The sequence below is a fragment of the Streptomyces griseus genome, from assembly GCF_001715295.1.
Taxonomy (GTDB): domain Bacteria; phylum Actinomycetota; class Actinomycetes; order Streptomycetales; family Streptomycetaceae; genus Streptomyces; species Streptomyces griseus_G.
On record NZ_MDKB01000001.1, the window covers coordinates 374,959 to 401,637 of the forward strand.

Here is a 26,679-nt window from a genome sequence, read left to right on the forward strand (position 1 = left end):
CCCGGGGAACAGGCGACGGCCGAGGTCCCGGACACGGCGGCCGTACCTGCTCCGGCCCCGGCGCCGCGGCCTGCCCTGTCACCGGCCGAACGGGCGGATGCGACCACGCGGTTGCCCGGCATGACCGAGGAGGAACGGACCTCCCGGCTGCTGGCCCTGTCCTCGCCTGACCGCGAGGCGCTGGCCTCCGACCCGGCGCTGGCGGCTGCGCTGCGCCGGGCCCTGCCCGCCGACGAGTTCGCGCGTACCGCCGCGCTGCTGATGGTGGACGTCCCGGCCGGTGCGGACCTGCCCGTCTCGGCCGGCATCGAGGCGCGAGCCCAGGTGGCGCGGATGCTGCGTTCCCCCGCAGTGGCGGAGCGGATGCTGAACGAGGGCGCCCGGATGACCGTGGTCCCCAAGGACGCCGCCACGACGTCGCTGGACGCGTTCGGCGTCCTGCGGGGGGAGTCGGCACAGGACGCGCGCCCCTTCGCGACCATGCGTGGTGTCGAGACCGACGGACTGGTCGCGGTCGGTGAGGAGAATCTGCTGGGGGGCGCCACGAGCGTGCCGGGCGCGGGGCTGTACGCCGACGGGTACTCCGCCGCGACGCACGAGTTCGCGCACGCCGTCCACCGCCACGGGCTGACCGACGACCAGCGGCGGCTCGTCACGGAGGCGTTCCACGACAAGGTGCTGGCGGGCGATCTCGCGACCTGGCCCGACGGGCCGTTGTACGACCCCTCCGGCACGCACCGGAACTACTCCGCCCGTGACGAGTTCGAGTTCTTCGCCCAGCTCACCAACGCCTACCTCGGCACGAACACCGGCACCGACCCGTACACCGGCCTGCCCCGCAACAACGGGGCGAGGTGGGTCCGGCTCCACGAGCCGAAGCTGCTGCCGCTGCTGCGCGAGCTGTACGGCACCGACCCGAAGGGTGCCCACCCCTGGAGCGCCAACCCCCGGGCGGAGGAGGACGTCTGGGCCGCCTTCCGCGCGTTGTGGGACGAGACGGGGAACACGTACGAGCCACAGCCCCACGCACCCCTCCCCGCGGCACCGCCCGCGTCCGGGGACGCCCGCGGTTCCGGCATCCGTGGTCCTCTCGGTCCCTACAGCCGCGCGGAGCTGACGGCGATGGCACGCCGGGTGGCGGGCCGAGCGCCGGCGGTTGAACTGTCCGTCGAGCGGTGCCTGGTACTGCTGCGGGCGCTGCGCGGCGAGCTGTTCCCGCGCGGTGTGCGTCCGGCGCTGACGGTGGACGACGCGGTGGTCGGTGTGAAGTCGGCGCCCTCGTCGCTGGTGGTGGGCCCCGGGTGGCGTGGGGTGCGGTCGTGGCTGTCGGTCGTCGGGGCGGTCGCCCTCCAGGGGCCGGGTGCGGTGGCGTTCGTCCTGGCGCGGCGTCAGGGCGGGGCGCTCGGGCACGCCTGGGCGGCGTACCACCTGGGCGGCCCTGACGGCGTGGTGTGGGTGGACCTGACGGCCGGTGAGGGCCGCCAGGTGTCGGCGCTTCCCCCCGCGGTCGCGGCCTCCGAGGCACAGGTGGTGGTCGTGGACCCTGCCGGGCAGGCCGTGGAGCGTGCGCTGCCGGAGTTCGCACCGTCGTCGTCCACCCCGCACTCCGTGGTGGACGCGGCGACCGGGCGCCGTTACGGGGCACTCGGCCTGGAGGTCGAGAAGCGCCAGGTGTTCGTGATCAGCGGCATCGGCGACCTGCCGGCCAAGGTGGTGCTGGCCGAGGCACCGGGCTTCAAGATCGTCACCGATCACGCCGGGCTCTGGCGGACCGCCGACGGCCGGCTCCACTTCACCTTCCCCGCGACCGCACCGGGAGAGCCGCAACCCCTCCAGGGCTCCTACCTCATCGGCGAGATCGTCGTCGAACCGATGGCGGTGCTCCCGGGGGAACGGAGGCAGTCCCAGGAGGAGGCACTGGCGCGGCTGGACAGGGTGGAGCGGGCTCTGGACGCCAGGAACGAGCCGAACGCCGCTCCGCAGGTCCCCCTCGCCGCCCTGCTCCCCGCCCAGGACGGGTGGAAGACCACCGGGTTCGGCGACAAGGCCCTGGTCGGCCCCAACCCGTCCGGGACGGACCTCGCCTACGTACAGCCCACCCTGGGCTTCCCCGCCCTGGGCCTGAGCGCGCTCCTGGACGCGGCGGTCGACCGGCTCCCGAAGGGGTCCATCGGGGCGGTGGAGGCGTCGGGCAGGGAATTCGGGATGAAGGCCACCGCGCACTTCGTCCGCGTCCTCACCGGCCGGACCGATGTGCCCGACGTGGTCGTGCCCTTCCTCGCGCCGATCCCGGACATCGACGAACTGTGGGGCTACCTGCGGTTCATCTACGCCCACACCGTCGCCAGGCCGAGCGGCGTCATCCTCAACCAAGGCCCGACCGGGTTCATGGCAAAGAACGGCCTGGCGGTGGCGTCGCGCCCGGCCCTGGACCGCGTCCTGCGGGCCCTGCGGCCTCGCACCCGGGAGTTCCTCGACCAGCACCACGACGGAGTCAGCGCGAGCCTCGCCGCCACGCTCGCGAGGCTGCTGGAGCTGTACCGCAAGACCATCACACCGGACAAGCCGTTCTTCCCGGGCTTCTTCGACGCCACGATCGGCGATGTGCCGTCGGCCCGCGAGCACACGACGTCCGCGCTGACGGGGCGTACCTCTTCGGGCAAGGTCGTCACCCAGAAGCAGATGGTCGACATGGACGACGACCGGTACCCGACCCTGGACACCGACGACGGCCGTCTGGAGATCCCGCTGGTCCTCGCCGAGCTGCGGCACTTCGCCTACGACGGTGGTCAGCTGATGACACCGCAGGACATCCGGCGGGCCGTGGCCGAGTTGTCGGAACTCAGCCGCGAGGCCTACCGGCGGGCGCTCACCCACCGGGCCCCGCTGCCCGAAGACGTCCTCCGCGAGTCCGTCAACCGGGTCCTGGACAACCAGGCCGTCCGGGGCCTCGCCCACTTCGTGCAGATGGTGCTGATGGCGGGGCTGCCGCAGCCCGGCGGCAGTACCCGGCGACTGATGTCGGTGGGGGAGAGCCAGGAGATCTCCCGTGCGCTGGGTGAGTACGCCCTGGGCATCCCGCTGCCCGCCGCCCACCCCGTGCACCAGGCCCTGCGTAGGGCCTTCGACGAGGCGTCCGAGGCCCTCGACACGCTGCCCGCACAGCATCAGGCGAAGCTCCGGGCGCTGGTCGACGTGGCGCGGGGCGCTCTGGAGATCCTGGCCGATCCCGAGCGGACTCCGCCGCCGATGGTGTGGGCGTCGGAGCTGGTCGCGGTGGACGGCTCCCGGATCCTTCTGGACCGGGTGCTGGCGATCAGGCACCGCGACGCGCGCGACCAGCCGGTGGGGACGTCCTCCCGCCCGGTCGAGGACTGGCAGGACACCCACCGCCAGACGTACGGCCTGCTGTCCGACGTGGTCGGTTACAGCTTCGTGCGTCCGGGCCCGGTGCCGCTGGAAAGCCCGGTCCAGACGCTGCCGTTCGCCGACGCGTACCTGGTCGGGCTCCGCGGCGGCCCGGGAGCCGCCGCGCTGGCACTGTCGGACGGCACCGACGCGGTGGTCGACTACGAGCGGATCGTGGACTTCCTCTTCGCGGTCGACGGAGACCTGACCGCACTGGCCCCCGAACGCCCCGTCGTGGTAACGGGAGCCGACCTGGCCGGTCCTCCGCCCGCCGACCCGCTGGAGACGCCGGTGGCCGGCCAGATCCTGGCCAACGGCCTGGGCCGCTGGGTCTGGACCACCGGCAGCGGCATCGAACCCTTGCTGGCTCCCGCGGACGGCCCGACCGGACCGCGCTGGCAGCTGGCCGAGGGCGACTGGTGGGCAGGTTTCCGCCCCGAGCCCTCGACCCCCGAACTGGCCCGGTGGGCCGAGCAGATCACCGGCCATCAGGGGCGGGCTCCGGACGTCCTACGATGGGTGCGGGCGATCCGGCTGGTCTACGGTCCCGCACTGGAGAGCGACACGGCCGCGTTCGAAGTGCTCCTCCGGGGCTTCCGGGCGCTGGAACAGACCCGCGTCGCCCAGGGCTTCCAGACCTCACTCACCTGGAGCGACCTGCGGTACGCCGTCAGCTCCTACTTCGCGGCCAACGGCCGGCCCGAGCCCCCGCTGCCGGTGGCCCTGCAGTTCCTGCTGCTCTCCGCCGCGGGATCGACCGGTGTGGACCTGGAGCTGTCCAGGTTCTCGATCGCTCCGCAGCACCACAGTGCGCGGGCCTGGGACCGGGCCGCGATCGGCGGCGAGAGCACGCAGGACGAGGAGATGGTTCTCTTCGCGCCACCGCCGGGAGCCACCGCGCCACCGGCGCTGCCGTCCGCGCCGTCCGCCGCGGAGAGCGTCCCCGTGTCCCCGGCGGCGCCGGGCACGGCCACCGGGCCGAACGACCCCCTGCTGTCGGCGGAAACGCTGATCCCGGGGCCGTCCGGCCGCCCCCATGGCCGTAACTGGACCGGCGGGCCGGTCAGCCAGGTCGTGACGGGGTCGGTGCGGGTCATCGAGACCCGGCCGGGCGCCGAGCCGAAGACCGTGTCGCACTTTCCCGCCCCGTGGTCCGCAAGGGCCTACGTGGTGGCGGCGACGGGCGAGGACGGCCGGATACGGCTGCCGGACGGCCGCGTGCTGGACGGCGAGGAGATCGGCGACGTACTGGCCGCCGACCCGGAACTCGCCGGGCTGCCGAAGGACGTCCCCGTCGTCCTGGCCGTCCCGTTCGCGGGACAGCAGTACCAGGAGACGCTGCAACGGGTCGCCGACCGGCTGGGCCGCGCCGTGCGGGGCCCGAGCGGCGACGGCGGACTGGTCCCCGACGGCACCGGCAACGCGCATTTCCTGGCGTTGGTGGACAGCGACCCGGACGCGCCGATCGGCTCCTGGGTGCAGGCGTCCCCTTCGGCCATGACCGACCCCTACCCGGATCGTGCCTGGACGGCGCTGGACGGGACCACGTTCCACGACAGCGACGTGTACACACAGCCGGTGGCGGACGGGCGGCAGGAGCGCTACGGCCGGCTGGCCGTACCGCGGGAGGACGGAGTACGGAGGCGGGAGGAGGGCTTCCGCGCCTTCCGCCAGATGCGGCGGCTGAGGCACCGGACACCCGCCGGCGCGGGCTACCAGGAGACCGGCTCGGAACCGGTCTCCATGGACCCGGCGGTCTACGTGTACGCCGCCCACGGGTTGCCCGGAGGGCTGGTGCTCCCGCTGCGTGACGGCCGGACGGTGTGGCTGGGCAAGCAGGACGCGGCCGCGTACATCGCGGGTCTGCGTGAGGTGCGGGAGCTGCCCCCCGGCCACCGGATCCACCTGGAGGTCTGCTGGAGCGCGTCGGACGGTGACCCCTCGCGGTCGCAGCCCTCGCACGCTCCGGCACCCCATGTCGACGATCCGCTGGGTGAGGTCCCGCTCGCCCAGCACGTGGCGAACCTGACCCGCCGGGACACCGACGGGGCCACCCGGCTGACCGGCTTCGACAAGGCCGGGCGCTCGACGGTGGACGCGGCGAACGGTGAGCGGGGCCGCCGGGTCGTGCGGCACCCCGAGCCGCTGGAGCACGAGCTGGACCAGCTGGCGCGGGACGCGGGGCTGCACCGTGTGCCGGGCGACGTGCCGCCGGAGACGCGGGCGACGACACTGCGCCTGGTACGGGCGCTGCGGACCGCCTTCGGCGACGGGATCGAGGACGACCGCGGGACTCCCGGCGGACGGTACGAGCAGGCACTCAAGGGCATCGGCGCGCTGGAACGCCTGCGGGCCAACGATCCGCTGCTCAGCCAGTTCACCCCGTTCCGCATGGACATGTTGGACTTCTACGTCCGGGAACACACCGACCGCACCCCGGACGCGGCGGGCTACCTCGCCCTGTTCGACTTCGCCGCGGCCCGCCTGGCGGCCGACCCCGAGGCAGAGCTGACCGCGGTGGTGGAGGTGCCGGCCCTTCAGGTCACCTTCAGGCAACTGGCTTCCACGGGTGAGCAGATGACCCGCCACGTGCAGTCACTGTCCGCCTCGGCGCCGTACACCCCGGCGCACGTCGCGTCCACGCTGTGGGCCATGGCGCGCGCCGCCCAGATCTTCAGCCTGACCACCCGGGCCGACCGGGAGGCCATGGGCCGCAGGGTCCTCCACCTGGACGCGGCGACCGAGTGGCAGCGGTCGCACCACGAGGCCCTGTGGACCCTTATGTCGCGGGCGATCGCGGAGGGCGTGGACGTCTCCGACCACGACCTGCTGGCCGCCCGTCACCTGAGGGAGGCCGGTGCCTTCGGCCCGGACACCCAGCTCAGGCGGGGATCCCACGTCCAGGGCGTCAATTGGTCCGGCACCGCCGCACCCGGCGGTATCGACTGGGGCGCCGTGAATCAGGTGGTGCCCGGGCCCGCCGGGGCCACCGTGCGCCCGGTCCGGCCGGCCTGGACCCTCCCGGGCAGGCCGATGCCCACCCTGCGCGTGGTCGAGGCAGGCCCGGGCGGCACCATCGTCGTCCACATCCCCGGCCGCGCCCCCGTCACCGTCCCGGAGAACGAGTACCTGGCGCTGCTGGGACTCGACCCGGAGCTGAGCACCGCCCCCCTGGGCACTCCCGTGCTCTTCCTGACCACCGGTTCAGGGGCGCTGAGCCCGCAACTGGTGCAGCGGTTCTCCCAGACCACCGGACGCCCTGCCTTCGGTCACAGCGCGCCGATGATCCTCGCGCCGGCCGCCGACCCCTCCGCGGCCCTCAGCATCCTCACTCTGCCGGCCCCGGCGGGCGCGGCCCCGGCCCGCTGGACCGCCGCCACCCGGCAGCAGACCACCGGCCGGGCCGGCCTGTTCGTCTTCGGCCCGAAGGACACGGCCCCGGCGCCGCTGCCGGACGTCGGGGCGCTGAGCATCGGTGAGGGGGCACAGCCGTCGGCGGGCTCCTTGCTGTCGCCCCAGACCCTGATGACGAACGCGTCGGGCGCGCCGCGCGGCCGCAACCTGACGGGCGAGAAGGTGCGCCAGCTGCGGATCGGGCGGGTGCGGGTGTTCGAGGAGCAGCCGGAACAGCCGTTGAAGGAGGTGCCGGGCGCGGACGCGGCCGCGCCGTGGGGGGACTCGGCGTACGTCGTGTGGGGCGGGAGCCACCCGGACGGTGTGCGATTCCCCGACGGGCGGGTGCTGGACGCCGAAAAGCTGGCGGCGGAGCTGGCGGCGGACCCCGAGCTGGCGAAGCTGTCGAAGGACGTCCCGGTCGTCCTGGTGGTGCCGAATCTGGCGAACGAGCGATACCTGGAGTACCTGCGCGCCGTCGCCAACCTGCTGGAGCGGCCGGTGTGGGCGCCCAGCGGCGACGCCCGTCTGGTGCGCAACAAGAAGCGCGAGCACGTCCCGGCGCTGATCGACCACGGCCCGGACCAGCCGCTCGGCTCGTGGGTGCCGTTCCACCCGACGAAGGCGGTCGCACCGCTCCCGGACCGTACATGGACGGCGCTGGACGGCACGACGTTCCGCGACAGCGACGTCGCGTCCCGGCCCCTGGTCTCCGACCGGAACGAGCGGTTCGGCCGGATGTCGCACGTGGACGACGTACGGGACCGTGAGCGGCTGATGAGGACGTACCTGCGCGCGAAGAAGCAGGTCCACCTGATGGCGTCCGGCAGCAGGACCGCTTTGATCAGCGAGGAGACGCGGACCCCTGACCCCGCGGTGTACGTGTACGTCGCCCACGGGCTGCCGGGCGGTCTGCTCCTGGCCCTGCGGGACGGCCGGACGGTGTGGCTGGGCGCGGCGGACGGCGGACGGTACCTCGGCGGGCTCCCCGAGGTCACGGAGCTGCCGAACGGCCACCGCGTGAAGCTGGAGGTGTGCTGGAGCGACTCCGCGGGGAACCCGGCGCTGCCGCAGCTGGACAACCGGCCGGCGCCCCCGGTGCACGACCCGCTGGAGGAGGTGTCCCTCGCCCAACACACGGCGAACGCGAGCCGTCGGGTGACCGACGGGTCGCTGATGAGCAGTGGCTTCCACACCGACGCCCACATCCTGCACGACACCCCCGGCGGAGTGGCCGGGCGGCGCAGGGACGTGGTTCCCGAGCCCCTGCCGCACGAGCTGGACCGGATGGCCCGGGCCGCGGGACTGCACACCGGTGAGGGCGAGGCCTCGCCCGAGGTGCGCGCGACCACCCTCCGGCTGGTGCGGGCCCTGCGGATCGTGTTCGGCCCCGAGGCCGAGACGGACGGCCCACTTCACGAACAGCTGCTCAAGGGCATCGGCGCGATGGAGACCCTGCGCGCCAACGACGCGGCGCTGAGCCGGTTCACGCCGTTCCGCATGGAGCTGTGGAGCTTCATCGCCCAGCGGCTGGGGGGCAGGCCGCCGAGCCCCGAGGACTACCGCAAGGTCCTGGACCTCGCCGCACGGCTGGTGGCGCAGAAGCCGACGGCCCCGCTGAGCGAGGCCGTCGCGGACCCGGCGATTCTCCACGCCATGCGGCAGGTGACGCAGCTCGGTGCGGCCGTCGTGCGGAACGTGCTGAGGCAGCCGGAGAGCGTCCCGGTGACCAAGCGCGCCGTGACGCACGCCTTCTGGGCGATGGCCGGCGCCGCCCAGCAGATGGCCGGCCGGGACGACGCGTTCACGGAGAAGCTGGGCCGCAGGGTCCTCCACATGTTCCCCGACGAGCAGTGGGCCCCGGTGAGGAAGCAGCAGCTGTGGATGCTGACGGCCCAGGCGATCTCGGCCGGTCTCGATCCGGCGGACTTCTTCACCCTGTCCGCCTTCCACCTCGCGTCCAAGGGAGCGTTCGGACCGGCCCACCATCTCAGGGAGGGCGAGAAGTTCCAGGGCTTCAACTGGAGCGGCAGGCCCGCCCCCGGCGGTGTCGACCTCCGGGGTGTCGGCAGGCAGGGCAAGGAGGGTGACGGAAGCACCCTCGAGCACTTCCGCGCGCCCTGGACGGCCGAGGGGGAGCACGAGGACGTCGTGGTGGTGTGGACGGACACCGACGCCGAAGGATTCGTCGTCCTCCACCTTCCCGGCACGCCGCCGTTGCGGGTGGCCGACAAGGAGTTCCTGGCCCTGCTGGACCTGGCGCCCGTGCTGCGCATGACGGCGCTCGGGGTTCCGGTGCTGTTCGTGCTGTCCGGTGCGGGCAGCGGCATGGGGCGCCCGATGATGCTGTCGGAGGCGTTCTCCAACCGCACCGCGCGTAACGGCTGGGCGTACAGCGGGGCGCTCACGGTGGCACCGACCACCCCGGCCCCGGGCGCCACGGCCGCCCCGATGCGTCTGATCGGCCTGCCGGAGACGGCGAGCGGGAAGCCTGGAGTGTGGCGCAAGGCATGGCTCCAGGGACTCAACTCCAGTGTCCTGGCGCCGGCTCCCTACGGTGATGCCCTGTTCTCCTCGCCGAAGCCGTCCGCGGTGCCGCGGAGCCTGACCGGGGCAGAGGCCACCGTGCCGCCGCCGCTCAGCCGTGCGGAGCTGACGGCGCTGGCGCGCCGGGTGGCGGGCCGCGAGCCGGTGCACGTCATGACGGTCGAGCGGTGCCTGGTGCTGCTGGGCGCGCTGCGCGCCGAACTGTTCCGACGGGGGGTGCGTCCGGCGCTGACCGCGGACGATTCGGTGGCCCTCGGGAATGCCGCGGAGTCGTCCCTGGTGATGGGCCCCGGGTGGCGCCGGGTGCGGTCGTGGGCATCGGTGGCCGGGGCGGTCGCGGCCCAGGGGCCCGGAGCGGTGGCGTTCGTCCTGGCGCGCCGTCAGGGCCCGCTGGCGGGGCACGCGTGGGCGGCGTACCACGCGAGTGGGCGTGGCGGTGTGCTGTGGATGGACCTGTCGGCCGGTCACGGCCGTCAGGTGTCGGCGCTCCCGCCGGCCGTCGCCGCGTCCGACGCGCGTGCCGTGGTCGTCAGCCCCTCCGGGCAGGCTCTGGAGCACGCGCTGCCGGAGTTCTCCCAGTCGTCCTCCACGGTGCACGCTGAGCTGGACGCGGCGGTCGAACCCTCGTACGGCGCCATCGGGCTGGAGCTGGAGGAGCGCCGGGACCTCTTCATCGCGGTGCCGGGCCGCATCACCACGACACTCGTCCTGGCCCACGGCCCCGGCATCACGCTCGTCACCGACAGCCGGGGCTTCTGGATGACGGCCGACGGCCTGCTCCACGTCGACAAGCCGCAGGTGGCACCCGGAGAACCGCAGCCCGTCCGGGGGAAGTACGCCATCGGTGAGTTCGTTCTCGATCCGATGGCGGTGATCCCGGGAGAGCGGAGGCAGACCCAGGAAGAGGGCATGGCCCAGCTGCAGCGGGCGCGGGCCGCCGGGAGGATCGCGGACGAGCGGCAGGTCGCCGTGCCGCTCACCGAGGTGCTGGGACCGCTCGGCGGCTGGACGTTCACCGAGGTGGGCCTGGAGACGAAGGTCAACCCCGCCCCCGAGGGCTTCGACTGGACCGCCTACACCCAGCTCACCGTCGGTTACCCCACGCTCGGCCTCCGGGAACTCCAGGACATCGTCTACGAGCGCTTGGCCGTCGGACAGTTCGAGGCCATGACAGCCGGCGCCCGGAGCTTCGGCCAGATGGTCACCACGACGTTCGCGAACCACGTCCTCGGCGCGAACATGGTGGAGAACCACATCGTTCCGTTCCTCGCGGCCATCCCGGACGTCGACGAGGTGTGGGGCTACGGATGGCTGGGGTTCCAGAACGTCGCGGCCGCGCCGGTCGGCAACGTCTTCGACAACTCCCGGCCGCCGGGGACCGATCCGGAGCTCATCAAGAACCTCCTGCCCGCTGCCTCGCGGCACGCCCTGGACCGTGTCCTGCGGTCGCTGCGGCCCCGTACCCGGTTCTTCCTCGACGAGCGCCACGACCAGCTCACCGAGGACGCCGTCCAGCACCTGGGCAGACTGCTGGAGTTCCACCGGCAGCGGCTGACGCCGAACCTGCCCCCCGAGACCGATTTCTTCGACACCGCCGGCACCGACGTGCCCACGCCCCGCGAGCACTGGACGGCCGTCCTCACCGGCCGGACGTCCCAGGGTGCCCTCATCAGCCAGCGCTACGCCGTCGGAATGGACGACGGCGACTACCCGACCCTGGACACCGATGACGGCCGGCTGGCCGTTCCGCTGGTCCTCGCGGAGCTGCGGCACTTCGGATACACGGGCCAGTTCATGACGCCCGACGAGGTCCGGCGGGCCGTCACGGAGATGTCCGGCTTCAGCCTCGGCGCCTACGAGCGCGCGCTGAGACACCGGGCCCCGCTGCCCGAGGACGTCCTGCGCGAGTCCGTCCTGCGGATCGTGGGCAACCCGGTGGTGCAGGGCGTCTCTGGCTTCCTCGTGGTGGCCGCGCGAGCGGGCATCCCGCAGGTCGGCGCCCCCACCAGGAAGCTGATGACCGAGCGGGAGAGCAGGAACATCGCGCTCGCGCTGGGCGCATACGCGCTGGGCAGGCCGCTGCACGCCGGTCACCCCGCCTACCAGGGCTTGCGGACGGCGCTCACGGAGGCGTACGAGCTGCTGCCCCACATACCCCCGGGAGGCCGGACGAAGGCCCGGGGGATCTTCGACGCGGCACGCACCGCCCTGGGCATCCTGACCGACCCCGGGCAGACCCCTCCGCTCCTGCAGTGGTTCTCGGAGCTGGTCGCGCTGGACGGGTCCCGCGTCCTCCTGGACCGGGTGCTGGTGATCAGGCACCGCGACGCGGACGACAAGCCGGTGGGGACGTCCTCCCGGCCGCTGGGGGACTGGCAGGACGGGCTGCGGCAGACCTACGGCCTGCTGCCCGAGGTGTCCACCTTCACCTTCCTGCGGCAGGGCCCCGAGCCGCTGGAGAGTCCGGTCCAGACGCTGCCGTTCGCCGACGCGTACCTGGTAGGGCTCCGGGGCGGGCCTGCGGGCGCGGCCCTCGCGCTGGCCGACGGCGCCGAGGTGGCGGTCGGCTACGACCGGGTCGTGGACTTCCTGTTCGCGGTCGACGGAGACCTGACCGCGCTGGCCCCCGAACGCCCCGTCGTGGTCGCGGGAGCCGACCTGGCCGGTCCTCCGCCCGCCGACCCGCTGGAGACGCCGGTGGCCGGCCAGATCCTGGCCAACGGCCTGGACCGCTGGGTCTGGACCACCGGCAGCGGCATCGAAGCGTTCCTGGCGCCCTCCGACGGAATTGCCGGACCGCACTGGCAGCTGGCCGAGGGCGACTGGTGGGCGGGTTTCCGCCCCGAGCCCTCGACCGCCGAACTGGGCCGGTGGGCCGAGGAGATCACCGGTGACCGTGACCGGACTGCGGATGTGCGGCGGTGGGTGCGGGCGATCCGGCTGGTCTACGGTCCCTTGCTGGAGAACGACGCGGCTGCGCTGGAGGCGTTGCTGCGGGGCTTCCGGGCGCTGGAGCAGACCCGCGCGGCCAACGGTTTCCGGACCTCACTGACCTGGAGCGATCTGCGGTTCGCCGTGAGTTCCTACTTCGCGGCCAACGGTCAGCCGGAGCCCCCGTTGCCGGTGGCCCTGCAGTTCCTGTTGCTCTCGGCCGCCGGTTCGACGGGTGTGGACCTGGAGCTGTCCAGGTTCTCGATCGTTGCGCAGCACCACAGCGTGCGGGCCTGGGACAGGGCTGCTGTGGGAGGCGTGCCGGCGCAGCCGGCCGAGACGTCCTTCTACGGGCCGTCGGACACCGGGCCCGCCTCCGCGGTGACCCCCGCCGTGCCCCGGGAGGTGTCCGGGGCGTTCACCGGCCCGACCGACCCGCTGCTGGCGCCGGAGTCCCTGGTCACCGGCCCGTCGGGGAGTCCGCAGGGCCGCAACTGGACGGCCGGGCCGATGAGCAGGGTCCTGCCGGGATCGGTGCGGGTCGTCGAGACCCACCCGGGTGCCGCGCCGAAGCTGGTTTCGAGCGGACCCGCTCCGTGGCCCGAGTCGGCGTACGTGGTGGCGGCCGACGGTGAGGACGGGCGGGTGCGGCTGCCGGACGGCCGCGTGCTGGACGGCGAGGGGATCGCCGACGCGCTGGCCGCCGACCCGGAACTCGCCGGGCTGCCGAAGGACGTTCCTGTCGTCCTGGCCGTCCCGTTCGCGGGGGACCGGTACCAGGAGATGCTGCGGGTGGTGGCCGACCGGCTGGGGCGCACCGCGTGGGGGCCGAGTGGGATGGGCCGCCTGGTTCCCGACGGCACCGGGGACGCGCACGTCCTGGCGATGACGGACCCCGACCCCCAGGCGCCGGTCGGGGAGTGGGTGGCCGTCGCCCCGTCGGCCGCGACCGGACCGTCCGCGGACCGCGCGTGGACGGCGCTGGACGGGACGGCGTTCCGCGACAGCGACGTGGTCACGCGCCCGCTGGCCGACGAGAACCACGAGCGGTTCGGCCGGCTGGCCGCCCACCGGCAGGACAGGCTGCGGCGCCGCGAGCGGGACTTCCGGACCCTCCGCAAGATCCGACAGCTCGTGCACTGGACGCCCGCCGGTACCCAGGCCCATGTGTCGGCCTCCGAGCCGGTCTCCATGGACCCGGCGGTGTACGTCTACGCCGGCCACGGCGAACCCGGCCGGATGCAGCTTCCGCTCCGTGACGGGCGGACGGTGTGGCTGGGCAAGCAGGACGCGGCCGCGTACATCGCGGGTCTGCGTGAGGTGCGGGAGCTGCCCCCCGGCCACCGGATCCACCTGGAGGTCTGCTGGAGCGCGTCGGACGGTGACCCCTCGCGGTCGCAGCCCTCGCACGCTCCGGCACCCCATGTCGACGATCCGCTGGGCGAGGTCCCGCTCGCCCAGCACGTGGCGAACCTGACCCGCCGGGACACGGACGGGGCCACCCGGCAGACCGGCCTGGACGGCACCCGGCGTTCCACCATGAGCGCGGCCGACGGCGAGCGGGGCCGCCGGGTCCTGCACCGGCCCGAGCCGCTGGACCACGAGCTGGACCAGCTGGCGCGGGACGCGGGGCTGCACCGCACCCCGGGGGCGGTGCGGCCGGGGACGCGGGCGACGACACTGCGGCTGGTGCGTGCGCTGCGGACGGTGTTCGGCGACGGGATCGAGGACGACCGCGGGACTCCCGGCGGACGGTACGAGCAGGCACTCAAGGGGATCGGCGCGCTGGAGCGCCTGCGGGCCAACGACCCCCTGATCAGCCCGTTCACCCCGTTCCGCATGGACCTCCTCGACTTCTTCGTCCAGGAGTACACCGGCGGTGCCCCGGACCGGGCCGGGTATCTCGCCCTGCTCGACCACGCCGCACAGCGGATCGCGGCCGATCCCACCGCCCGGCTCACGGACGCGCTGCCGTCGCCGGCGCTCCAGCTGACCGTGAAACAGCTGACGGACGCGGGTGAGCGGGCGATCCGCCAGGTGCAGTCGCTGCCCGCGTCGGCGGCGCTCACCCCGCGGCACGTGGCGTCCACCCTGTGGGCCACGGCCCGGGCCGCCCAGATGTTCCGCCCGATGTCACCCGCGTACCGGCAGGCCGTGGGCCGCAAGGTCCTGCACCTCGACAGCTCCACGACCTGGAGCCGGTCGCACCAGGTGGCCTTGTGGGAGCTGTGGGCCAAGGCGATCGCGGCGGGCCTGGACGTCCTGGACCACGACCTGCTCGCCGCGTACCACCTGGCGGAGAGCGGTGCCTTCGGCCCGGCTTCCGTGCTGAAGCAGGGGCCCAACGTCCAGGGCGTCAACTGGTCCGGCACCCCCGCACCCGCAGGCATCGACTGGAGCACCGTGCGCCGGGCGACGCACGGGCCCGACGGGACGAGGACGCACCCGCTCACGCCCGAATGGACCGGCCCGGGCAAGCCCATGCCCGTCCTGAACGTGGTCGAGGCCGACCGGACCGGCGCACCCGTCCTGCACCTGCCCGGCCGCTCCCCCGTCCGCGTACCCGAGAACGAGTTCCTGGCCCTGCTGGGCATGGCCCCGGCGCTCCGCAAGGTCCCGCTCGGCACTCCGGTGCTGTTCCTGACCACCGGGCCCGGGGCCCTGAGCCCGCAGCTGGTGCAGCGGTTCTCCCAGCTGACCGGGCGCCCCGCCTACGGCCACAGCACACCGATGACGCTCACCGCCGGCAGCCCCGCCGCCCCGCTCGGTGTCGTCGTCCTGCCTGACCCGGACACCGGGGCCCCGGGTCACTGGACCGCCACCGCCCGGCAGCAGCCCACCACCGGGCCCACCACCGCCCAGGAGCATCTGGCCCTCTTCGGTCCCGCGTCCCCGACAGGGCAGGCGGCGGACCCGTTCCAGGACCCGGACACCGTGCTGCGGGACCGCTCCGGGGTGGTGCGCGGACGTGACCTGGCCGGGGCGTGGATCGACCGGGTACGGATCGACCGGGTGCGGGAGGTCACGGGCGGTCAGGGCAGCCCGGAGGTACCGGGTCCTGTCCGGCGCGCGCCGTGGGGCGGTGAGGCGTACGTGGTCGGGGACCGGGCCCCGGACGCACGGCAGCTGAGCCCCGAGGCGTTCGCCGAGAAGCTGGCGGGCGATCCGGAACTGGCGAAGCTCCCGCCCCACGTGCCGGTGGTGCTGGCGATCCCGTACGCGGGCTCGCAGTACCTGGAACTGATGCGCGCGGTCGCCGGCAGGCTGGGCCGGCAGGTGTGGGCCCCCAGCGGAGACGGGCGGCTGCGGTACGACGCCGCCCTGGACGCCCACGTGCCGACGATGGTGGTCCGGGACACCGCGGACTGGCACGGCGACTGGGTACCGTTCGACCCGCCCGCGGCACCGGCGCCGTACGAGGACCGTGAGTGGACCTCGGTCGACGGTACGACGTTCCGTGACAGCGACGTGGCCACCCGCCCCCTGGTCTACGACCGCCGCGAGCGGTTCGGCCGCATGTCGATGAACGACGACCTGGCCAGCCGGGAGGTGATGCTGCGGGCCTTCTTCGACAAGCGGCGGCTGATGCACTACGTGGCCACCGGCGAAGGTGACCTGCAGGTCGGCACCGAGCCGTTCACCCCGGACCGCGCGGTCTACACGTACTACGGCCACGGGCTCCCGGGCGCGCTGGTGGTCGTCCTGCGCGACGGCCGGACGGTGATGCTGGACGCCGCCGACGGCGGGCGGTACATCGGCGGACTGCGCGAGGTCGGCGAGCTGCCCGCCGGCCACCGGATGGGGCTGGAGGTCTGCTACGCGGGCTCGGCGGGCGACCACCGCAACCGTCAGGAGGAGGGCCGCCCGGTACCTCGCGTGGACGACCCCCTGGAGGTGGTGTCCCTCGCCCAGCACACGGCCAATGTCAGCCGGCGGGAGGTCGAGGCTTCGTCCCTGGTCAGGGCGTTGGACGATGACTCCCGCGTGCTGGAGGACACCCCCGGCGGTGTGATCGGGCGTACGGAGCGCGTCCGGCCGGAGCCGTTGGACGGTGAGCTGGACCAGCTGGCGCGGACCGCGGGCCTGCACCGCGACGCCGGCGCCGTGCCGCCGGAGACCCGCGCTGCCACACTGCGGCTGGTCCGTGCGCTGCGCCTGGTGTTCGGCCACGGCGTCGAGGACGACCGCGGGGTGCCGGGCGGCCGGTACGAGCGGGCGCTGAGGGGCGCCGCCGCACTGGAGACCCTGCGCGCCAACGACCCCGGCATGCGGCTGCTCACGCCGTTCCGGACGGACCTGTGGACCTTCCTCGCCCGGCGGATCGGCGGGGACACCCCGGACCAGGCGGCCTACCTGCGCGTCCTGGAAGCGGCCGGGGACCAGGTGGCCCTGCGGCCGGATGCCACGCTCGGCGAGATCCTCCCGGACACCGCGCTGACGTACACCGTCGACGAGCTCTCGGGCAGCGAGGGACCGGGGCTCGTCCGGGACGCGCTGGGACTGCCCGGTTCCGTGACGGTGCGTCCGAAGGACACCGCACGGGCCTTCTGGGCGACGGTGGCGGCGGCCGACCTGATCCTGTTCCGGATGAACCCGGCGGAGCAGGAGAGCCTGGGCCGCAGTGTCCTCCACCTGGCGCCCACGGACGCGTGGAGCGATGACGCGGTCATGGAGCTGACGCTCCTGGCCACCCGGGCCCACGCACGCGGTGTGGACATCTCCGACCCGCATCTGCTGGCCGCCCACCACCTCCGTGAGCTGGGCGCCTTCAAGCAGATCCTCACCGACGGCACGGAGCCGACCGGCTACAACTGGAGCGGACGCCCGGCCCCGAACGGCGTGGACGGCAGCCGCTGGTACGCGCGTCTGAAGAGCGGCGGCGACATCCTCGACATCCCCCACCCGGCGGAGTGGAAGTCCAAGGGGCCGTCCGGGGCGTCCCTGGTGATCTGGACCGGCATCCGCCAGGACGACGGCGGCATCGTCGTACACCTGCCCGGGCACCCGCCGCTGCCCGTCACCGACGAAGAGCTCTGGGCACTTCTGGACCTGGCCCCGCTGGTGACCGAGGCGGGCGTGGACGTCCCCGTGGTCTTCCCGATGTCCGGCTTCACCGCCGGGGGAGCGAAGCGGACGCAGGCGTTCTCCGACCGCACAGGCCGCAACGCCTTCGGCTACTCGGGACCGCTCGACGTCCTCGAGGACGACCCGTTCGACCCGCTGCGCATCACCGCCCTCCGCGAGAAGAAGCTGGGGCAGTGGCGCAAGACCGTCTGGAAGGCCCGGCCGGTCCAGACCTCGTCCTCAAGCGTCGTCACCACGGCCCCGGTCACCGGCCCCAGGACCTCCGACGGGGCGGCCTCCGTCTGGCCGGAGCCTTCGGCCCGGCACGATTCCGGCGTCGGGACGTTCCACTTCGCGGGTGCCGGAGCCGGTGAACCGGACGGGCGGCCCGGCTACGCCTATCCCGCCGCCGTCCGGATCAATGCCACTCCCGTGTCCCCCGCCGACCTGGGAAGCACTCCGGACGAGGACACCACCGGCATCAGGAACGCCGCCGGTGACGATCCGGGCTGGGCGGTGCCGTCCTGGCGTCCCGCCGGATCGCCCGGCGCCGTACGGTTCGCGGGCATGTACCGGGACCGCGAGTGGCGGCGCCTCGGCACGGCCCTGGAGCTCGCGTACGCGGAGCACCTGGGCCAGGCCGCAGGGACCGCCGAGGCCGTACGCGACGCGGTCGCCCGTACGTACGGCGAACTCGCCGCGCGCCACGGCGAGGACGCGGCCCGGCGCGCCTTCTTCGCCCCGGACGCGGCCCCCGGGGACCCGGCCGCCGAGCTGGAACGGCTGCTCACTCTTCCCCCGGGGCCGTTCGCCCTCGACGCGCTGATGACCGCGCTCGTGTACGCGTCGTACGCGAGCCCCGGACTGCCGCGCGACGTCGCCGAGGCACTGTCCCGCCCGGCCGGGAACCGCGCGCGGTACGCGCCGGGCAGCGCCTACCGCGAGGTCCACGACAGCCGGGGAATGCGCCGGGTGGGCGGTGAGCACGGCCCCGCACTCCGGCTGCTGCGCGCCTACGCCGTGCTCGGCGCGTCGCCCGACCGGCTGCTCGCGCTGCGCGACGCGCTCGTGGCCTGGGCGGTCCCGGCCGACCTCCAGTCGCTCCAGGAGATCCTGCGCGCCTCCCACCGGCTCGGCCTGGGTACCGCCGCGGAGCGCGACCTCGCCCTGCGCGACGGCGCCGGACTCCACACCTGGGTGGCGGACTCGGTCAATGCGTCCGAGACCCATCGGACCGGCCAGGACGGGCCCGACCCGCGGTTCGTCCCGCCGCACCGCGTGCGGTACGCCGCCCGGATGACGTTCGGCCGGGACATCACGGGCAGCAAGCTGGACCTCCCCGGTGGCCTCGTGAAGCTGGTCGACGCCGCACTCGCCGGAACCCTGCCGTCCGACACCGCCCGCAGCCAGGCGCTCCACGCGTGGCTGAACCGCTACGGCGACGCCGGCAGAAAGGCCCTGGAGCGACTGGACCCGGCCCATCTGACGGCCGTGCACCTCTACAGCGGTGCCGACTACCGGCTGATGAAGGCGTTCCTCAACGGTGAGCGTTTCGGCACGGGGATGGGACGGCGCCTGGTGCGCCTCAACGCCTGGACGATGACCCGGAAGATGGCCGAGGTCGGCGCCGCCGACCTCCTTCCGGCGACACTCCGCAAGCAGGAAGGCTTCGCCGCCCTCTTCGACGCGATGTGGGAGGTGGACGACCTTCAGGAGGCGACCCCCGAGGTGGCCCGCCTCAGGCGCCGCCTCGACGCGATGGCGGACGCGGTGTACGACGAGCTGTCGCTGCACGTCGACATGACGATCGAGGCGCTGGAGATCCTGCCTCCGCTGAACGCCGACGTCTGGTGGGGCGACCGCGGGATGCCCGGCGCCTTGGGCGAACCCCCGTCGGACGGTCCGGTGTACGGCAGGGACACGATCACGATGCCGTTCTTCCGCAGCACGGCGCTGGTGCGGGGTGAAGCACTGGGCTTCATGCACCGGAGCAAGGGCGTGCCCGGTGACGCGCACCGCGGGCTGGTGCACGTGGCGCGCTCGACGGCGCGGGAGGTCAACCCGTTCGCGGTCCGGCCGCTGGAGACGGAGGCCCTGTACCCGCCGGGCGCCTCCTTCGACGTCTCCACCCGGACGATCGTCCCGGGCGACTCGCGGACGGAGCCCTACGAGTCCGTCGAGGTCCGCGAGGTGACGTCACGTCAGGACGTCCCGGGCGCCACGGGCCGCACCACGGAACCCGGCTCCCCGGACGAGCTGTTCGGTATTCCTCCGCTCGCCCCCGCCACCGAGGGCGGACCACGGCCCGCACCGGTGCTGCGCCTCGTCCACGGGCAGGACGGCGAGCTGATCGGTGTGGCCTCGTTCGACGACGCGGACTGGGCGGAGCGGCAGGAGCAGTACGGCAGGCTGGACCGCGCGCAGGGCTTCGTGTCGTGGGAGCGGGACGGCGCGGGCCGGCCGGCCGCGGCGGAGCAGGCGCTGCCGGCCGGGGGCACGGCCGAGGGGACGTTCTTCTTCGCGTCGCACGGCGGCCCCGACGGGCTGGCGCTGGCCACCGGGGACGGTGGCGTGCGGCGGGACGACGGGGCGTACGTGGGACGGCTGCTGCGCTCGGCCCGGGACCGCGGCTTCCGCAGCGTGACGGTGCTCGCGTGCGGTCCCGGCGACGTACCGCGGAACGAGGCCGAGGCCCGGGCGCGCGCCAGGCGGATCGCCGACGGGTCGGGGCTGCCGGCCCATCTCCCGGTGGGGCGCGTGGCCGTGTCCGACGGGCTGCCGCACCTGCTGGAGGACGCCGACGGGCGGGCCACGTACTGGGTGACGGAGTACCCGGACGGCTGGACGGGCCCCCGCGTTCCGGCCCCGGCCCCGGGCAACGGCAGGCGCGCCGCGTTCGGCTACCCGGCCCCCGGCCTGTCCAACGTCACGGGCAGCGTGCGGGACGCCGCCCCGGAGGATCTCGTCGCCGCCGACAGCGCCGGAGGAGCGCCCTGGTCGGTGCCGGCCTGGCGGCCCGCCGGAGCCCCGGGCACGCCGCGGTTCACCGGCTTCTACCAGGAGCGCGCGTGGCGCCAGGCGAGCGTCGACTGGGAGGACTCCCTCGCCGAGGCGCTCAGCGACGTCCCCGAACTCGCCGAGACGGCGGGGCTGGCGGTGCGCGGGGTGTTCGAGCGGCTCGCCGAGCGCAACGGGGACGAGGCGGCGGCGCTCGCCTTCTTCCCCCCGGACGCGACCCCCGAGGACCCGGTCGCCGAACTGGAAGGTCTGCTCGACGAGCAGCCGGGGCCGGAGGCCCTGGACGGGCTGATGAGGGCCCTCGTGTACGCCGCGTACGCCGGCCCGGGGCTGCCGAGCCGGGTCGAGGAGGCCCTCTCCTCGGACGGTGCGCGGCTCGTGGGCGACAGTGCCTACCGCGCCGTGCACGACAGCCGCGGTTTCCGCCGGGTGGGCGGCGAACGCGGGCCCGCGCTGCGCCTGCTGCGGATGTTCGCCGCGCTCGGCCTGCCGTCCGCCGAACTGCCGGTGTTCCGCGCCGCCGTGGCCGCCTGGACGATCCCGTACGACCTGCAGTCGCTGCACGAGGTGCTGCGCGCCTCCCACCTGGTCGGCATGGGCGACGCCGACGAACGCGCCGCCGCGACCCGGGACGGTGCCGCGCTCCACACCTGGACGGTGCGCGGGTTCACGGAGGGCGGACTACTGCCGCGCGAGGAGGACGGCAGTGAGCTCGCGGCGCTGACCCCGCCGCACCAGGCCCTCTACCAGGAGCGCATGACCTTCCCGTTCGAGCTGACCGGGACGATGGACGTACCGGACGCCCTCGTCACGATGGCCGACGCGGCTCTGGCCGGCGCGCTGCCGCGCCGCCCGGCCCCCCGGCTCCAGGTCATGGCCGAATGGCTGGAGCGGTACGGCGACCGGGGAGCCGAGGCGCTCAGGCGGCTCACCCCGGGGCACATCACGGCCCTGTACCTCTACAGCTCCTACGACTACCGGCTGATGAAGGCGCTGCTCAACGGCGAGCGGCTGGGGCAGGGCCTCAGCCGTCACCTGGTGCGCTTCCACAGCTGGCGCTACCTCCTGGAGTCGGCCCGCGAGGAGGAGCTGGACATGCCGCCGCTCACCCTGGTCAGCCAGCCCGACTTCACCGACCTGTACGAGGAACTGACCGAACTGCCGGACCTCGACACGCCGAGCCCGGAGCTGGCCCGGCTGCGGCGCCGCGCGGACATGATGGCCGACCGGCTCCACCGCGAGCTGAAGCTGCACATCGACATGGCCGTCGAGGCGCTGGAGATCCTCCCGTCCGTCGAGGGGACCGCGTGGTGGGGCGAGCGGGGAGCACCGGGCCCCATCCACCGGCCCGCCCTGAACGGCCCCATGTACGGTGCCGACACCATCCGCGTGGCGTTCTTCCGCAGCACCTCCCTGAAGGCCACGGAGGCGATCGAATTCGCCCTCGGGGACAAGCCGGTCCCCACCGGCTCGCACCGCAAGCTGGTCCAGGTCAGGAATTCGACGGCGCGCGACGGCACCCCCTTCCTCAAGCACCTCTCGGAAGGCGAGGCGCTGTACCCGCCGGGCATGGAGTTCGACGTCATCGACCGACGGCTCGTCGAGACCCATGGGCGGCCCCCGATGCTGCACGAGGTGGTCGAGGAGGCGACCCCGCTGCCCGACGGCCTCCCCGGGACGTCGCCGGCCGACCCGCTTCCCTTCAACCCGGCCGTGTTCGAGGACTCGGCGGACGACCTGTTCGACCTCGGACCCGACACCGACTCCGACATGTCCGACGCCGGTGGTCCGGACGCCGACGGCTACTCCGACCTCGACGCCCGCTCCGACGCCGGTGACGACGGCGCCTACCCGCAGCGTGACTACTGGAACGCCCCGTGGGCGGGTCAGGAGACGGCGCCGGCCCCCGAGGGGATCGTCGTCCAGGAGATCCGTGCGAACGGCAGGACGGTCGGCAAGGCATCCTTCAGCCGGCGTGACTGGGAGCTGCGCGAGCCCTTCTACGGCCGTCTGTCCGAGGCGACCCACTACACCGAGTGGAGTCGCGGCCCGGCCCAGGAACGCGTGGCCCGGCGGCGTCCCCTGCCCACCACGGCACGGTCCGGCACGTTCTTCTGGGCGTCCCACGGAGGAGTGGACGGCTATGCCGTCACCGGTGGGAACGACATGCCCGTCGGTGCGGACGGCGCGATGGTGGGGCGCCTGCTCGGCCAGGACCTGGCCGCTGCGGGCTTCACCACCATCACGGTCCTCTCGTGCGACTTCGCCACCGGCACCGGCGTGCCCACCGGCACCGCACCCGGGGGCGACAGCCTGCGGCGCGCCGTTCGACGGGCCGAGGGGATCGCCGACCTCACCGGCCTGGACGTGTACCTCAACACCGGCCGCACCGCGATCACCCCCGGGCGGGACGAGGACGGGCAGCCGACGGCAGACATCCACCTTCTGGAGGCCGCCGACGGCAGCCCCACGACCATGCTGCGCGTCACCCCGCGCTCCCGGACCGGCACTGACCTCGCCCTCCCCCTGCCCTCGACTCCCACCGGGGAGCCGGGCGCGTCCACCGGCGCGCCCTGGTCCGTGCCCGGATGGCGTGTCCCAGGATCACCCGAGAGTGTTCGATTCGCCGGGCTCTACCGGGACCGGCAGTGGCGGAACTACAGCTACCGTTTCGAGCTGGGCCTGGCGCAGAAGCTGGCCGCCGACCCCGAGGCTGTCCAGGGTGCCGTGCGTGCCCTCACCCGGCTCCACGACGTCCTGGCGCAGCGGCACGGCGCGCTCGCCGCGGACAGCGCCTTCTTCCAGGGGCCGGAGGCCGGGCAGTGGCTCGCGGCACCGGACGCGGTGCGCCGATTCCTGGAGGCCGGACCGTCCGTCCCCCAGGTGATCCAGGCGTTCGGCCACGCGGCCTACGGCGACGGGAGGCCCGTCACCCTGCTGAACACCCTGCCCGGCTGGCTCCGCTCACCGTGGGCTCCGCGGCCGCACGGACCGCGGCAGGGTGCGTACCGGACCGCGCACGACCCACGCGGATTCCGCTACGTCGGCGGGGTGGTCGGCCCGGCCCTGTGGTTGATGCAGGCCTACCGGGCGATCGGGGCGAGCGGACCCGAGCTGATGGCCTTCCGCAAGGCGCTGCTGGCCTGGTCGATCCTGACCGACACCCAGTCCCTGCACGAGGTGCTGCGCGCCTCCCACATGGCCGGCGTGGGCACCGAGGCGGAACGCGTCGCACTCACCCGCGACGGTGCCCGGCTGCACCGGGCGGCCGGACGTGCCTTCGGTGTCGGCCCGGTCCTGCCGCACCACCACGCCTACGACAGCAGGACGCGCTTCGTCTCCCGCTACGACGTCGCCGTTCCCGGGGACATCGCGGAGGCACTGACCGCGGCGCAGACCGGGGCACCCGTGGGGGAGGAACTGGCGCCACGGGTCAAGGTGGCCTCCCAGTGGCTCGAGCGGTTCGGGGAGCGGGGCCGGGCGTCCCTGCGTGCCCTGGCTCCCGGCCATCTGACGGCGCTGTTCCTCTACACCAGCCAGGACCACGAGCTCTTCAAGACCTATGTCACCGCGAGCCGCTTCGGCGCCGCCGGCCGCTGGATGTTCAGGCAGCGGATATGGCAGTACGTGCGGGAGGACGTCGTGGAAGCCGGCCAGGGCCTGCCGGAACTGCTGGACGCCCACGAAGGCCTGAGTGACGCGATATCCGATCTGCGGGACCTGGACACGGAGGCGACCGAGGAGGAGACGGCGGAGGAGACCAGGGCCATCCGCCGCCGGGTCGACCGGATCGCCGACAAGCTGTACGACGACATGGCCATGCACGTCGACATGGCGGTCGAGGCGCTGGAGATCCTTCCGCCGGTGAACGGCCCGGTCTACTGGGGTGGCTGGCTCCCCGGACCCCTGGACGCGATCGCGCAGGACGGGCCCCTCCTCACCAGGACCACGCTGTACATCCCGCGGTTCCGCAGCACCACCGAGGACTGGGAGACGGCGGGAGGGTACACACAGGGCGACCTCAGGGGGATGGGCGACGCCCAGGACCGGCACGCGATGCGGGGGTACGTGGCGCACTCCACCGCCCGCCAGGTGGCACCGTTCTCGGCCTGGATCGACGAGGAGGAGGTGCTCTACCCGCCGGGCACGGCGATGAGCGTGATCAGCCGCGACATCGAGACGGATGCCGCGACAGGGCGGCGTTTCGCCGAGTACGAGTTCCAGGAGATGCCCGCCTACCCCCCTCCGGTCCTCCACAACGCCGAGGACTGGCCGGTGCTGCCGCGCATCGTGGAGCTCACCGACGACGAGGCCGCCCTCCTGGAGGCCGGTGACGAGGCCACCGTCCTGGAGGCCGACGCCCCGGCACCTCCGGACGGCTACCGGCGCAACGGCCCGTACGCCGCCGAGTTCGACGGCACCGTCTACGCCCTCCACGAGTCACGGGGGGAGGGCGACCGGACCCTGGCCACCCTGCTCTTCGCCCTCCGCTACGCCGCGGCCGACGCCCTCCAGGAGGCGGGCATCGACACGGACGACGACCTCCGCGCCTGGCTGGACGGGGCCCTCACCGACGACGAGGCGTCCGAGGCGGAGGTCCCACCGGTCGACGCGAGCCGCCACCTTCCGCTGCGCCTCCTGGACAGGGTCGGGGCACCCCTCGACATCTCCCAGCGCGCAGAGGCCATGCTCCTCGGCGACAAGCTCCCGGCCGCAGGGGTCCCGCTGAGCGCCGTCCAGCGTCTTCGGGTGCTGCTGAGCGATTCCTCCTACGGGGCCGACGGCGCACCCGTGCCGATGGGGCCCCTCGTGACGGCGGTAACCCGCGGACTCGGGGTGGCGGTAGCCGTGGCCGGCCCGGACGGCGAGGTGACGCTCCACGGCGAGCGCACCGGCGCCGTACCCCCCGCACTGCTGGTCCAGGACGGGGACCGCCACCTCGCCGGGCTTGCGGACGGGCCGGGCGACACCACCGACGGGAGCGGGGCACGGCTGAACCGGGTGGTGGACGCCCTGTCCTCGGCGCCGGTGTCCGTGCTGCGCCCGGCGGCGGCGCCGCAGGCGCCGGAGTGGGTCATGGCCCGTATCCGCTACATGACGGAGGCCGCACGTTTCGAGGAGCGGCTGGGCCGGTATCTCGGCGGTCACGAAGCGGCGAACCGCCAGCTCGGCGTGATGACCGCGGAGCTCTGGACCCGGGCCGTGGCGGCGGATCGCTGGGCGGAACTCGGCTCGGACGACCCCGCCGTCGACGGCGCGGTGGGCACCTCCCGGGACCGGCTCCAGGCGGTCGCGGAAGCGGGCAACCTGCGCGAACGCATGGCCATGCTGTGGATCGGCTCCCGGTCACCGGACGGGCACGGCGGACTGATCTCCGACCTGCTCGGCAGCCCCGACCCGAACCCCGAGGTGATCACCGCGGAGTACCGGTCCTCCCGGCCGCCCGCCGAGACGATGACCGCCTACGAGGAGCTGGGCGCACAGCCGTACCGAACGCCCGAGGAGCAGGCGCGGCTGGCCCGCGCCGAGCGGGCGCTGCGCACACCGCTGCGCCCGGATGACCTGTCGCCCCCGCTGAGCGAGGCCGAGCGTGCCCTGATGCCGGACGACACCATCCCGTGGGTGCCGGGGATGAACCGCTACGACATCGCCATGAGCAGCGCTCCCCAGTCCGAGGCGGAGACGAGGGGAGCCCTGGTCCGGGCCGGTACCTCCGGCTCGGCCCACCGCCTGATGGCGCAGGCCGTGAAGATGCGCGACGCATGGGGCCTCGACGTCGACCTGGGCCTGGTGCGGATCGCGCTGATGGCCGAGATGCTGCAGGCGGGGCACCACACCCTGGACGAGATCATGCGGGGCACCCAACTGGTCCTCGAGCGACTGAGGGAGAGCGGCGCCGCGGAGCCGGCAGACCTCGACTACGTCGACAACTGGGGCCGTTACCACCGTCTCGCCCCCTTGACCGAAGCGGAGCTGCGGGAACACGTCGCCGTCGACGGCAGGTTCCCCGACGAGCACGCGCTGGACGCGGCGGGTCTGCCTGCCGACGGGGGGCCGACCGGTCCGGCGGACCCGGCCGACCCCGAGGTGGCCGAGTGGTCGGCGGACCATCAGGACGTACTGGACGACGCCTTGTCCGTCCTGGCGGCGCTGGGCCCGGCGGCCGCCGAGGTCCTGCCCGGTTCCGACGACGGCGTCCTGACCGCCGGTCGGCTGGAGCGCCTGGTCGACGCCTGGTTCCGGGCCCGGAACCTGACCCCGGCCGGCTCCCTCGCCGACAGGCTCCGCCGCATACTGGACGACTACCGCGCATGACAC

At 73.9% G+C, this 26,679-nt stretch carries 1 protein-coding gene (only partly in view); it reads left to right on the forward strand.

Annotated elements, in window-relative coordinates:
- Positions 1-26,676, forward strand: the 3' portion of a protein-coding gene (locus BA175_RS01410; RefSeq protein ID WP_069169331.1) for a lonely Cys domain-containing protein. Its footprint begins 17,706 nt before the window's first position; the window shows 26,676 of its 44,382 coding nt (coding positions 17,707-44,382); its start codon lies off the left edge, out of view; the stop codon is at positions 26,674-26,676.
- Positions 26,677-26,679: the final 3 nt, after the last annotated feature.